The organism is Dyadobacter pollutisoli, from assembly GCF_026625565.1.
Classification (GTDB): Bacteria; Bacteroidota; Bacteroidia; order Cytophagales; family Spirosomataceae; genus Dyadobacter; species Dyadobacter pollutisoli.
Genome location: NZ_CP112998.1, coordinates 3,402,200 through 3,414,915, shown reverse-complemented (window position 1 = coordinate 3,414,915; position 12,716 = coordinate 3,402,200). Strand labels below are relative to the sequence as shown.

The 12,716-nt window shown below is 48.1% G+C and carries 10 protein-coding genes; 7 read left to right on the top strand and 3 right to left on the bottom strand.

Annotated features, from left to right (window positions below):
• The first annotated feature begins 21 nt into the window (after positions 1-21).
• Positions 22-2,214: a TonB-dependent receptor plug domain-containing protein gene (locus tag ON006_RS13900; RefSeq protein WP_244820397.1), complete on the top strand. Its 2,193-nt coding sequence runs from the start codon at positions 22-24 to the stop codon at positions 2,212-2,214.
• A 9-nt stretch (positions 2,215-2,223) separates the two neighbouring features.
• Here the strand turns inward: ON006_RS13900 and ON006_RS13895 are convergent, their stop codons facing one another.
• Positions 2,224-3,087, bottom strand: a complete 864-nt coding sequence (locus ON006_RS13895; RefSeq protein WP_244820396.1) for an AraC family transcriptional regulator — start codon at positions 3,085-3,087, stop codon at positions 2,224-2,226.
• A gap of 169 nt (positions 3,088-3,256) precedes the next feature.
• Between ON006_RS13895 and ON006_RS13890 the strand changes: the two genes are divergently transcribed.
• The 5 genes from ON006_RS13890 to ON006_RS13870 are packed head-to-tail and all read left to right on the top strand — an operon-like array spanning position 3,257 to position 9,203.
• Entirely contained in the window at positions 3,257-4,090 is an 834-nt protein-coding gene (locus tag ON006_RS13890) for a phytanoyl-CoA dioxygenase family protein (RefSeq protein WP_244820395.1), read from the top strand.
• A gap of 10 nt (positions 4,091-4,100) precedes the next feature.
• The gene (locus ON006_RS13885; protein WP_244820394.1) at positions 4,101-5,195 is read left to right on the top strand and encodes a Gfo/Idh/MocA family protein; all 1,095 of its coding nucleotides are present in this window, start codon (positions 4,101-4,103) and stop codon (positions 5,193-5,195) included.
• 19 nt (positions 5,196-5,214) lie between these two features.
• Positions 5,215-6,120, top strand: a complete 906-nt coding sequence (locus tag ON006_RS13880) for a sugar phosphate isomerase/epimerase family protein (protein WP_244820393.1) — start codon at positions 5,215-5,217, stop codon at positions 6,118-6,120.
• Positions 6,121-6,157: 37 nt separating this feature from the next.
• Positions 6,158-7,057 (top strand): sugar phosphate isomerase/epimerase family protein, encoded by a 900-nt coding sequence (locus tag ON006_RS13875; RefSeq protein WP_374760209.1) that lies wholly within the window; start codon positions 6,158-6,160, stop codon positions 7,055-7,057.
• Positions 7,058-7,103: 46 nt separating this feature from the next.
• Positions 7,104-9,203, top strand: coding sequence for an outer membrane protein assembly factor BamB family protein (locus ON006_RS13870; protein WP_267609987.1), 2,100 nt, complete (start codon positions 7,104-7,106; stop codon positions 9,201-9,203).
• 49 nt (positions 9,204-9,252) lie between these two features.
• Here ON006_RS13870 and ON006_RS13865 read toward each other — a convergent pair whose 3' ends face one another.
• Positions 9,253-10,134 (bottom strand): AraC family transcriptional regulator, encoded by an 882-nt coding sequence (locus tag ON006_RS13865; RefSeq protein ID WP_244820391.1) that lies wholly within the window; start codon positions 10,132-10,134, stop codon positions 9,253-9,255.
• 129 nt (positions 10,135-10,263) lie between these two features.
• On the opposite strand from ON006_RS13865, the gene ON006_RS13860 reads away from it, so the two are divergent.
• Positions 10,264-11,427, top strand: a complete 1,164-nt coding sequence (locus ON006_RS13860) for a carbohydrate kinase family protein (protein WP_244820390.1) — start codon at positions 10,264-10,266, stop codon at positions 11,425-11,427.
• Here ON006_RS13860 and ON006_RS13855 read toward each other — a convergent pair.
• Positions 11,411-12,628: an aromatic ring-hydroxylating oxygenase subunit alpha gene (locus ON006_RS13855; RefSeq protein WP_244820389.1), complete on the bottom strand. Its 1,218-nt coding sequence runs from the start codon at positions 12,626-12,628 to the stop codon at positions 11,411-11,413. The two genes, ON006_RS13860 and ON006_RS13855, sit on opposite strands and share 17 nt — an antisense overlap.
• Positions 12,629-12,716: the final 88 nt, after the last annotated feature.

Sequence of the window (12,716 nt, the reverse complement as noted above, 5' to 3'; positions counted from 1 at the left end):
TGAGCCAAAATATTTTTTTATATGAAGTGTTTTTACATGGCTGCCGTCAGCTGTTTTTTCACGCAGGTTGTCAATGGTCAATCGCCAGTTTTGGACAGCGTGCAGCTTGATCAGGTGGTTGTCGTTGCAAACAAATTTGGAGAATCCAGGAGCAAGCTTCCTTACCAGGTGACCAAAATCAGCCAAAACGACCTGATTGTTACAGCTAGCCCCAATACGGCCGAGGCGCTGGTAAAATCGGGGCAGGTATTTTATCAAAAAAGCCAGGGTGGAGGAGGTAGCCCGGTGTTGCGTGGCTTTGAGGCAAACCGCATCCAGCTGGTGATGGACGGGGTAAGGATGAACAACGCCATCTACCGCGGTGGGCATTTACAAAATGTGCTTCGTACCGACCAGAGCGTACTCTCCGACATCGAGGTGCTCTTTGGGCCGGCGTCGGTTTTGTATGGTAGCGACGCAATGGGCGGGGTTATTAGCTTCTGGACGAGGGAACCCGAGCTGTTTTCGCCGGAAAGTTCCAGATTGAAAGTGGCTGCATTCAGCCGTTATGCATCCGGCAGCAATGAATATACGCAGCACGTCTCCGCCAATTTAGGATTTAAGAAAATAGCGCTGCTGACAGGCGTCACGTATTCTGATTTTGGCGATATCCGGCAGGGCCACAACAGGCGGCAGGAGTACCCTGATTTTGGTAAAAAATCGTTTTTTGTGACAAGAAAAGAGGGCAAGGATATTGTTGAGCTCAACAAGAAGGAGAATGTTCAGGTAGGATCGGGATACAAGCAACTGGATATCCTGCAAAAGCTTACTTATCGTCCGTCTGCCAATGTTACTCATGGATTGAATTTTCAACGTTCTACCTCAGGCAATGTCAACCGCTACGACCGTTTAACGCAGGGTACCGTGGAGAAACCGGGCTATGCTGAATGGTCCTATGGACCGGAAAAGCGGATGCTGGCGTCTTACAAACTGCATCTGACCAATCACGGAGGCAATGACCAGCTGAGTGTCACGACGGCTTATCAAAAGCTGGAAGAAAGCAGGAATACCCGTAAATTCAACAATAAAAACCTGATCAGCCAAATAGAGGATGTGACGGCCCTGAGCGTAAACATTGACGCCCAGAAGACGCTGAAAAACCATGTGCTGTATGCAGGAGCAGAAGCCATCGCCAATGGCGTGCGATCGACGGCGCAGTCAAGGGACATCGAAAAGCAGACTGTTTCGGCGGCAGCCACACGTTACCCCGACGGCCGGAACCGGATGTACTGGCTGGCAGCCTATGCAACCGACCGTTGGACAGTTGGTAATAAGCTGGTCGTCGATGCAGGCCTTCGCTATTCTTATGTCGGATTGCAGGCGCATTTTCGGGACAAAACCTATTTTCCGTTTCCCTATGAAAAAGTTGTCCAGCGCAATGGTTCACTTACCGGACAGCTGGGGCTGGTGTGGTCGGCTGCGGCTGCGACCAGGGTCCGGGTTGCAACCGCAACTGGGTTCAGGGCACCTAATTTAGATGATGTGGGCAAAGTTTTTGAATCTGCCCCAGGGACATTGATCGTGCCTAATCCGGATCTCAAACCTGAATATTTGACCAACGTCGAAATTTCCGTTGAGCAGGGTATAACGGATAAATTATCTTTTGAAATCAGGGTTTTCAATTCCTGGCTGAGAAATGCAATTACCGTTTCGCCTGGCACATTCGAAGGAAAATCCCAGATTATGTACCAGGACGTGCTGAGCCAGGTGCTTTCAACCCAGAATAAGCAGCGTGCGGCCATTCGGGGTGCGAATCTGACGTTACGGTTCAGGCCGTTGCCCAGTGTGCTGGTTAGCAGTGTATTGAATTATACTTACGGCCGGATACTGGCAGTGAATGATAGGTCCCCACTGGACCATATTCCTCCCTTGTTTGGCTGTACCAGCGTGGAATATCAGCACAAAAGCCTACGGCTAGCGGTTTTTTCTGAATATAACGGATGGAAAAGGATCAAGGATTACCGACTGGGGACCGAGGATAATGAATTGTATGCAACCCCGGACGGCATGCCATCATGGTGGACGCTCAATTTCGCTGGTTCGGTCAGGCTACCCCGTCAGCTGTCAGCCCAGTTGGCATTCGAAAACATCCTGGATCGCAACTATCGCGTATTTGCAAGCGGCATCAGCGCAGTGGGAAGGAATGTGAAAGTGACTTTGCGGAAGAGTTTCTAGGGTGTCATCTCAATTGCTTTTTTGAATATATCTCCGATTGCTCCTTCTGTATTTCATAGGGGACATAAGCATAATCGTTTTGAAATGCTTGCTGAAATTGGACCAGTTATGAAACCCACTTTCATAGCAAATCTCAGTAACCGACATTTCCGTGCCGGCAAGCAGCTTGCAGGAGTGTGAAATCCGTATTTCCGTCAAAAATTGAATGTAGTTTTTCTTTGTGTTCTTTTTGAAATAGTGACTGAATGCGGACACACTTTGATTGGTCAGGCTGGCGACATCCTCCAAGAGAATCTTTTTTTGAAAATTCTGCATCGTGTATTCGTAAACTTTGTGAATCCGGTCCTGGTCTTGCTTGGAGAAACTGATGATAGAGGTCTGCGTCAGATAAGTCACCTGATCAGATACGCTGATTTGGTGCAGGCAGTTGATGAGTGCGGCAAGTTGCGTAAAGCCGGAAAGGGACTCGATCATGCGGAGGGTATTCCCAATAGTTTCTCTTAATTCCCCTTTCAGCGCGATACCGTGAGAAGCTTGCTTTAATGTGTTTTTGATGGGCTGCATTTCGGGCAGATTTAGAAAATTTTCCCCGAAAATCTCTTCCCTGAACTGGACCACCACCGCGCTACCGACCATTTCCACATCCTTTTTTCTAAACCAGTGAGGCAGGTTCTTACCCAGCAGAAATACGTCCCCCGCGTGGTACTCGCCTATATGGTCGCCGATGAATGCAGAGCCATTCCCCGCAATTTCAATAAGCAGCTCATATTCCTCGTGCTGATGCCAGGGCGTTTCAAAGTAGGGCGTAGTGTAAGTACGGGCCACAAAGGAAGAGCTACTGTCAACGGGTAACTTCTGAATGAGGGGCTTCATCTGATATGTTTCAATTTTTCTGTTACAATTAAGAAAAACGTTTCAAAATAACATACAAAATAGCGAAGATATTGATGTCAGACATCTGAAATGTAATGGAATTTTGTGATATCCATATTTCAAGAAAGTTCAGTCTTAAACCGAGGTCTCTCATCATATTTATCAAACCATGAAAACAGAACTTAGCATTGCCGAAAAATCAGATTTTGAAAGGGACGGCTTTTTGATCAAACGTATTTTTTTTAGCCAGCAGGAAATAGATCTGCTCTACAGCCTGGCTACCGACGATAGTGTAACCAGCCATGCATTCGATCTGAAAGACACAAACGGCAACTTAACCAAGCTCACGCTTTGGTTTACCCCCGGGGACGATTCCTTCGGACTTATGTCGCGCTCGGAGCGGATGGTGGGCGCTGTCCGCACGTTACTGGACGGAGACGGTGAGGTTTGCCATTTCCACTCCAAGGTCATGCAAAAGGAACCTAAAAAAGGAGGTGCCTGGGAATGGCACCAGGACTACGGTTACTGGTATAAAAATGGCTTTCTATATCCCGAGGCAATGATTTCCGTCATGGTTGCGCTGACTGACGCTACGGTCGAAAACGGGTGTCTGCAGGTGCTCAAAGGCACCCACAAAATGCAGCGTTTTGAACATTCATTTGTAGGGGAACAACAAGGGGCCGATCCGGATTTTGTAGCAGAGGCCGAAAAAATCAGCGACCTGGTTTATGTTGAATTGAAGGCTGGCGATACACTTTTCTTCCACAGCAATATTCTGCACCGTTCAGACGCTAATTTGTCTGATAAGGCCCGTTGGTCGGTGATTTCCGCATATAACTTATCTTCCAATAAACCTTTCAGAGAGAAGAACACGTCCTGTATCGAACCTGTGAAAGTAGTCGCCGACAGCGCTCTACTGGAGAGCGGCAAGCAAGTAGTAAGCAAGGTCGATTTTTTAAGCAAAGATGCAGAAATCACTTTGAAGGATTTAAATCGCCCGTAACCGGTCATTAATGGAAATTGAACTTAAATACCTTCCCGATCTTCCCGAAAATAAGTCGATAGGCATTGGGTGTGTAGGCGCCGGGTTTATTATGGCGGACTGTCAGCTTGTAGCCTATCGGAATGCAGGCTTCAATCCGGTTGCGATCACATCGCGTACGTGGGCCAACAGTATGAAAATAGCTGAAAGGCATAAGATCCCGAAAGTATACAGCTCGTACGAACAGATGTTTGGAAATCCTCAGGTGCAGGTGATTGATATTGCCGTCCCGCCCAATGAGCAGCTTGCTGTCGTCAGGGAGGCTGTGAAGCATCGGAATATCAGGGGCATCCTTGCCCAAAAGCCACTTGCTATGAACTATTCCGATGCACTGGAAATTGTCAAAATCTGTGAAGACGCAGGTGTAGTGCTCAGCGTTAACCAGAACATGCGCTATGATCAGTCGGTGAGGGCATGCAAGGATCTGCTGAATAAGGGATTATTGGGTAAGCCTGTATTTGCCTCGATTGATATGAGGGCAATCCCGCACTGGGCGGACTGGCAGGCGGCTTTGGGTTGGCTTACCTTGCGTATGATGAGCATCCACCATCTGGATACATTCAGATACTGGTTTGGCGACCCGAAAAGTGTTTATTGCAGTGTAGCCCAGGACCCGCGGACGATTTCAAAATTTGCACATGAGGATGGTATCGCGCTTTACATTCTGGAATACGAAAATGGCATGCGGGCATCATCGTGGGATGATGTGTGGACGGGCCCGGCCCGTGAGGGTGCCGAAGAGGATACTTATATCAATTACCGGGTAGAAGGCCTCGACGGGCTTGCCAAAGGAAGTATAGGCTGGCCGTACTATCCTGTGCGCACTTCAAGCACGCTGGATTATGCGTGCAAAGGCGCTGAAGGTTGGCAGCGCCCTCGCTGGAATGAAGTGTGGTTTCCGGATGCTTTTGCCGGGCCAATGGCCCAATTGCTTGTAGCGCTGGAGCAAAATACTGAGCCGGAGATCAGTGCGAGGGACAATCTCAAAACAATGGCACTTGTAGATGCCTGTTATGTTTCGGCAAGGCAGCATCGGCCCGTGGATATTGCAGAAATATATTCTTAAAAATAGTCTAATTGATCTTATGATTCAGGTTGGAATTTTTACCGGTTATTTCCCCTATGACCTGGCGCAAACCGCAGCCAGGATCCGGGGGTTAGATTTTAATACAGTTCAACTGGATGTGTCCTTTAAGGATATGGACCTGTCGACCAATGCAATAGATTCGGCCAAGGCCAAAAAAATCCGTGAGACTTTCAGAAGCAACAATTTGCCGATCAGCTGCATTTCCGCGTACACCAATCTGGTGCATCCCGTGCCGGCAATCCGCAAGGTAAACCTGGATCACCTCAGACAGATTATACGCTATGCCAATGAGATGGGCTCGCCTTATGTGATCAGCGAAACAGGGACATTTAATTCGGACAGTGACTGGGTACATGATCCCAAAAATAAAACAGAAGATGGCTATGCCGAGTGCAGGGATGTGATCGGGGATATTGTTGCATTTGCGCGCCAGTATGGTGTGACATTTTGCGTGGAAACGTATGTAAACAATGTGATCGGCTCTGTTGAAGAAACCCTCCGGTTATTTGCAGACATTAATCATCCCAATTTAGGGCTGCTGATGGACCCTACCAATTATTTTGAAGAGCATAACATTGGGGCCATAGACCTGACAATAAACCGGATGTTTGATGCCTTGTCGGATAAAATCAAGATTGCGCATGCCAAGGACGTCAAGCTGGCAGCAGCGTCTGTGGGGGTTACAATGGCCGATATCGATGGCGACGAGGCACATGCGCTCAGAGGGGTAGGTATGATCGAACTGCCGGCACCTGGGTTGGGCGCATTGAATTACGACTTGTACCTCAGCAGACTGGCCAGCAGGCATCCGAACATTCCGATTATCATCGAGCATCTGGAGGAAAGCGATGTGCCAAGGGCAAAGCAATTTATTGACGGAAAACTGCTTGTAAATGGATTGTAACACATTGAAACAAAGTCGTCGTCAATTTCTGAATTCGATGGCTGTTTCAGCAGGCACTATCGTATTGACGGAGCCAGGTACGCCTAAACCCGGTCTCCGCTCCTTTCCTATTTCTTGCAATCAATATTCGTGGATCACATTCTATGAAAGAGCAGGGAAAGACTGGGGAAAAGACCTCGATGCGTCACTGGAAGCATTTGCTTCATCGGGTATCAAAGCCTACGAGCCTGCTTTTAACAATCCAAAGGAAGTATGGGATTTATTGCCACTGCTGATCAGGCATGGCTTGGAAATGCCCTCTGTGTATGTTAGCTCGGTTCTTCATCGCTCGGGAGAGGCAGCCAAATCAATCAGTGATGTCCTGGCAATTGCTAAGGTGGCCAAGTCGGCCGGGACCCGAATTATAGCCACCAATCCGAATCCTATTCAATGGGGCAGTGGGAAAAATAAATCGGACGAAGAACTGACCGAGCAGGCCAGAAACTTGGACCTGCTTGGAGCAGAACTTAAAAAGCAGGGGATGACCCTGGCCTATCACATGCATGATGTGGAGATGCGGGCGGCTGCACGTGAATTTCATCATATGATGCTATCAACCGATCCGAAGCACGTGTCACTTTGCCTGGATGTGCACTGGGCGTACCGAGGTTCAGGTAACTCGCAGGTTGCGCTTTTCGATATCGTAAAACTATATGGAAAGAGGATTATAGAATTGCATTTGAGGCAATCCAAAGACGGGATCTGGCAGGAGACATTCCAAGAAGGCGACATCAGCTATGGTAGACTGGCTGCTACGTTACATGCGTTAAATGTAAAACCACTGCTGGTACTTGAACAGTGCCTGGAAAAGGATTCCCCGATTACCATGAATGCTGTGCAAGCACATCAGCAGGATCTTGCTTATTGTCGGAGCGTTTTCGGATCCCAGTACCATTGAACCAAAATGAATTATGTTATTTTTTAAGAAAACAAATATTGCATTTTTGATTGCCTTAGTGGTATTTCTGGTCGTCCAGACCGGGTACCTGTATCTTTCAAAAAACCGAGAGAAAAAAGAGGATTGGCCTGCGTTTGGGCACGATGAATCCAATAACAAATATTCTGCGCTGGACCAGGTCAATACAAAAAATGTAGCAAACCTTCAGCTGGCCTGGAAGGCTGAGGACGATGCGGAAGACCGCGCGTCGGTGCTCTTTAACCCGCTTATCGTCAATGGGATAATGTACGCCTTTATGCCATCGGAGAAATTAGCGGCTATTGACGCCTCTACCGGCAAGAAAATATGGGAGTTTAAGCCAGACAGCACGGTGGTCAGCACCTGGACGCGTGGTATTACGTTCCACCACGACAAGGGCCAGGGCGCTGATGTTTTACTGTTCGTTTATGGGTCGACACTTTATTCGGTACGGGCAGCAGACGGAAAGCTCAATGAAGCATTTGGAATGAAGGGCAGGGTTGACTTCTATACCGGACTGTCGGTGGAGCCGTCCAAGCGTCAGGCCGTCCATGTGACGGTGAATGCACCCGGCGTCATTTATGGGGATCTATTTATAGTGGGATGTAAAGTACCAGACGAATTACCTTCGACCTCTGGGGATATTAGGGCATTTAATGCCAATACCGGTAAGCTTGAATGGGTATTTCATACGATTCCCCAAAAGGGAGAATTCGGCTCGGAAACCTGGCCTGCTGATGCGCGAAAAAAGAACGGCGGAGCTAACTGCTGGGGTGGAATGGCATTGGATAAAAAGAGAGGGATCGTTTATGTGCCAACCGCTTCTCCGTCTTTTGACTTCTACGGCGCCGACCGGGAGGGGCAAAATCTGTTTGCAAATTGTCTTTTGGCATTGAATGCAAAGACCGGTAAGCGGATCTGGCACTTTCAAACGACTCACCATGATTTGTGGGACCGCGATAACGGATCACCACCTAATTTGTTGACGGTAAAGCATCATGGAAAAGATATTGATGCCGTCGCGCTGGCGACCAAGCTGGGTTATGTTTTTGTTTTTAACCGGGAAACAGGAGAGCCCTTGTTCCCAATTAAAGAAGTCCCGGTTCCGACAAAGAGCGATATGCCCGGTGAGAAGCCCTGGCCAACACAGCCATTTCCACAGAAGCCCGGACCGTTTGCCAGACAGGGATTTAAGGAGGAATATATCACCGATCAGACGCCGGAATTAAACAAATATTTCAAAGATCAGATCAAGTCGAATCGTTATCAGACCGGAATTTATGATCCGCCCAACTTAACCGGTTCCATTATATTGCCGACAGCGCACGGCGGTTCGAATTGGGGAGGGGCTTCACTGAACCCCCAAACCGGTGTTATGTTTATCAACTCCAATGATTTGCCGTGGTTCCTGAAATTGACCGAGATCAAGGGACTGGACATTCACAATGATCTGAGCGGAAAGGAATTGTTTGGAATGTATTGCAGCGGCTGTCATGGTGCAGATAAGAAAGGGACAAATTATGGTCCCAATATAGCCCGGAAAATAGGGCGGCTGTCGGTAGAAAAGCTGGACTTGTTCATTAAAAAAGGTGCAGAGCCGATGCCGTCTTTTAAGCATTTACCGCAGGCACAAATCGATGCGATTGTTTCCTACCTGAAAGGCAAGCCCGTTAGTTCTGAAGGACAGACTGAACAAGCTCACAAGGAACCGTATGGTTTTTCAGGATATGATTTTTATAAGGATACCAGCGACAATTTCGCCATTAAACCTCCATATGGCACTTTGAATGCAATTGATCTTAACAAAGGAGAAATACTCTGGCAGGTGCCACTCGGGGAAGACGAGAAATTGGCCAAAATGGGTATCAAAAACTCGGGCATTTTTAACCGCGGTGGTGGGATCGCCACGGCCGGAGGGCTTGTGTTTATTGCAGCCACTGTGGATGGTAAGTTCCGCGCGTTCGAGCAGAAAACCGGAAAAATACTTTGGAGCGTCGAGCTGCCGGGTAATGGGTGCTCCATTCCTTCGACCTATGCGGTAAACGGTAAGCAATATGTCACAATAGGGGTGAGCGCAAACCCGGCAAAAAACTTTAAAGGCGGGTATTTGACTTTTGCATTGAAGTAATAGAAAGACCGGCCTGAATGAACAGGAAGCGTAGTCTTTCGGGGCCGGTCTAGCTTATGATATTCTGCTGCTTGTAGCTATTTATTTTTTCAAGATATGTTCCCGGGGCCATATTCAGGACTTTCTTGAAATGCTTGTAAAATGTGGAGGGGCTGCTGTACCCAATCGTGTAACATACTTCCTCAATGGTTTTGGAGCTGTCTTCCATCAGCAGCGCACAGGCCTTGTCTATTCTGACTTCGTTCAGGTAGTGATAATAACTTTTTCCAGTCCATTTTTTGAAATACCGGCAAAATGATGTCTCTGTGAAATTGATCACCGCAGCAATCTGTGGCAGGGTGATCGCCTCCCGGTAATGTTGCTCAGTATAATCGAAAACGACCCTGATTTTATCCTCGTTGCTATCCAGTACCGGCACCAGTTTGGGGCGGGACTGGTTAAGCGTTTGGTATTTTCGCTGCCCGAGCAGGCCCGACAGGATCCGTACCAGCACGATTACGGCATTCATTCCCTCCGTATCTTTTAGTTTTAAAATCTGCGGGACCAACCCCTCGGTTTGATTTCTCCACAAAGTTCCCTGGCTGCACAAATAGGCAAAGTGGCCCGTCAACTGAAAATCCTTTATGATGGCTATCAGGTCGTCCAGAAATATTTCGTCAAAATGAACGATAGCGACACGGGTTTGCTCTGATGATACGGTGTGGATCGAATGAGGGAGCCCGCTGCCTACGAGGAATATATCCCCGGCCGTGCTTTGCTCGACATGCCCGCCAACCAGTATGGATGTTTGCCCCGCCAGGACGCATATCAGCTCGACCTGGGAATGCGAATGGCTGAAATGACCCGACGGATCATAGCCATCAAAAAAACGAATGGCGCCGGTTTTAAAGTTTCCGGAGTCAGATCCTGGATGGGCATGTAAGGTAATCATAGTAGTTTATTCCTATTATTTTCTACTATAATACACAATATTAGAGACATTATGAACGAAATATTGGAGGAAAACCCATAATTTGATAAGATTCCACAAGACCTTGATAAAAAGGGGAAGACCGGTGCAGTGAATAACCTCTACCTTGACATTGCAATAGTGCTGATGTTTTACACACCGCTTTCAAACATTTCAATGCTGGTACTGAATCCTAACGAAAAGAGTAATATTCCAACCGCCGCGAGTTGGCATGACGTGTTGATTTCCAAAAAGATAGCCCTGGGTTTTGATGGCTACATCGACTCTATTGTGAAGGTCGTCAAAAAACAGAATGAGGATGGGTCACAGCAGTTTTTTGAGGACATCACTGATTTTGGGAATTACATTGTGAAAAAAGCCAACCGGAATTTTTCACTGGAACTCAAACAGGAGCTGCTGAAAGTCGGGGGTAATATGCCTATCACGGCCAATGCATTTGCCAAACTGGGTTGCAAGGTGGACTGCGTCGGAGCGCTCGGCCTTCCGGATATCCACCACATTTTTCAGCAAATGTCGCCCAACTGCACTTTGTATAGTTATGCAGAGCCCGGTATGAGCACGGCGATCGAATTCGACAACAGTAAAATGATGATGGCCGAATCTACGCAAATCAACAGCGCCGATTGGTCTTACATCAGGGACACGATCGGGCTGGACCAGTTGAAATCTGTCTTCTGTGGAAAGGACCTGGTGGGATTGCTTAACTGGAGTGAAGTGGCGCATTCAACAGGGATATGGGCTGGCCTGCTCGAAGAGGTCCTGCCATTTACGCGGAACGGGGTCCAAAAACCAATCGGACTTTTCGATTTGTCGGATTGTTCCAAAAAGACGCGCAGCCAGTTGCTGGAAGCGTTGGAGCTGTTGAACGGATTTTCGCGCTACTGGAATGTGGTGTTGAGCCTGAACAGGAATGAATCGACCTTAGTATATGAAGCACTGATGGGGAATACGAAGGAATCGCCGGCAATCGGGGAGACCGCTGCCGCGATTCATAATGCGCTCGGCATCAGCAAGGTAGTGGTACATCACCCGGCAGAAGCGTGTTGTTACGACGCGGACGGGCTAACCTGGTGCAGCACACCGCAATTATCCAATCCCAAATTGCTAACTGGGGCAGGGGACAATTTCAACACTGGTTTTTGTGCCGCTATGCTCCTGGAAATGAACACGGCCGAGGCGTTGGCAATGGGGCACAGGCTCACCACGCATTATATCGCGCATGGTGAGAGCCCGCAATTTACAAATCTGTTTTAGCAGCAATATCAGTAACGGGTAAGCCTACTCCTTCTTTTAAGCGATTGATATACCAATCGACAAACTTGACCACATCCAATTCTGAGGGAGCGTAGGGGCCCGGCTGATAATGAGAGGACTGTATTCCACTGAAATTGTTTTCGCACAATTCCCAATCCTGTTCACCGGTGACCTTCCAGAACTCGGTCAGCCTGTCAAGGTCATAGTCATGGCCTTCAACGGCGTTTTCGTCCACCAGCCACGAAAGATCGACCGTACAGCTGGACGCGCTTAAAGGCGTAATGCGCATCGTCCACACATAGTCGCTGACGGCATCAATCCAGAAATTGGGGTAACATACCAATCCCAGCACGCCGGCGTCATAATCCTGGTGATCGCCCATCGGTAAGGATACCGGTTTGCCGTCCAGGCTGTAACTTTCCACTTGGTCGCGGAGGGGATACCTGACAGCAAAATGGAACGAGTTATCCTTAAATTCAATTCCTTTGGTTTCCAGGCCTTTTGCCGACCATTCGATCTGCTTTTCCTGCTGATAAACGTCAGCGGATTCTTTTAGGTTTGCACCGATGACTGCTTTACAGTATTCGGGGTGGGCAGCTCCGCAATGGTAGCATTCCCGGAAGTTCTCAGTGATCAACTTCCAGTTTGTCTTCAAAACATACCTTTTCTTGGCAGCTACTTTGGCCTTTTGGAGCTTGTAAGGCCGCAGGTAAGGGCCAAATTCCCGGACAACCTGGTCAAAATCGGGAGGGCTTTCAGCAAGTGAAATGAAGATCAGTCCTTCAACCGTCCTGATATGTACCGGATGCAGGCCAAATGTGGACTTGTCAAAATCTTCCGGCATGTGCCTGGCTTTAAACAAGGAGCCGTCTTTATTGTAGACCCATTGATGATAAGGACACATCAGCTTGGGCGCCGACCCGGATTCCTTCGTACAAATTAGTGATCCCCTGTGGCGGCAGGTATTATAATGGGCCACGATCCCGTGGTTATCGTCCCTGAGAATGATGATGGAATCGGGATGGACCTTATATGTGAAATAGTCGCCGGGTTTAGGAATGTCGGCCGCAACACCGGCAAAAAGCCAGTATTTACGCCATATATGCTTGATATCCATTTCGAAAACCTCTTCATCGGTATAAAATGCCTGCGCCAGGCTATATCCTGATTCATGGTTTTCAAGTAGCGAGCGGGTATCCATGGAGCTTTGATTTTGTTGAAAGAAACGGGTACAATGGTAGCCGGAACGAGCCGATCCGAACTGCCATGTAAACTTAGCAAGTCCTGCG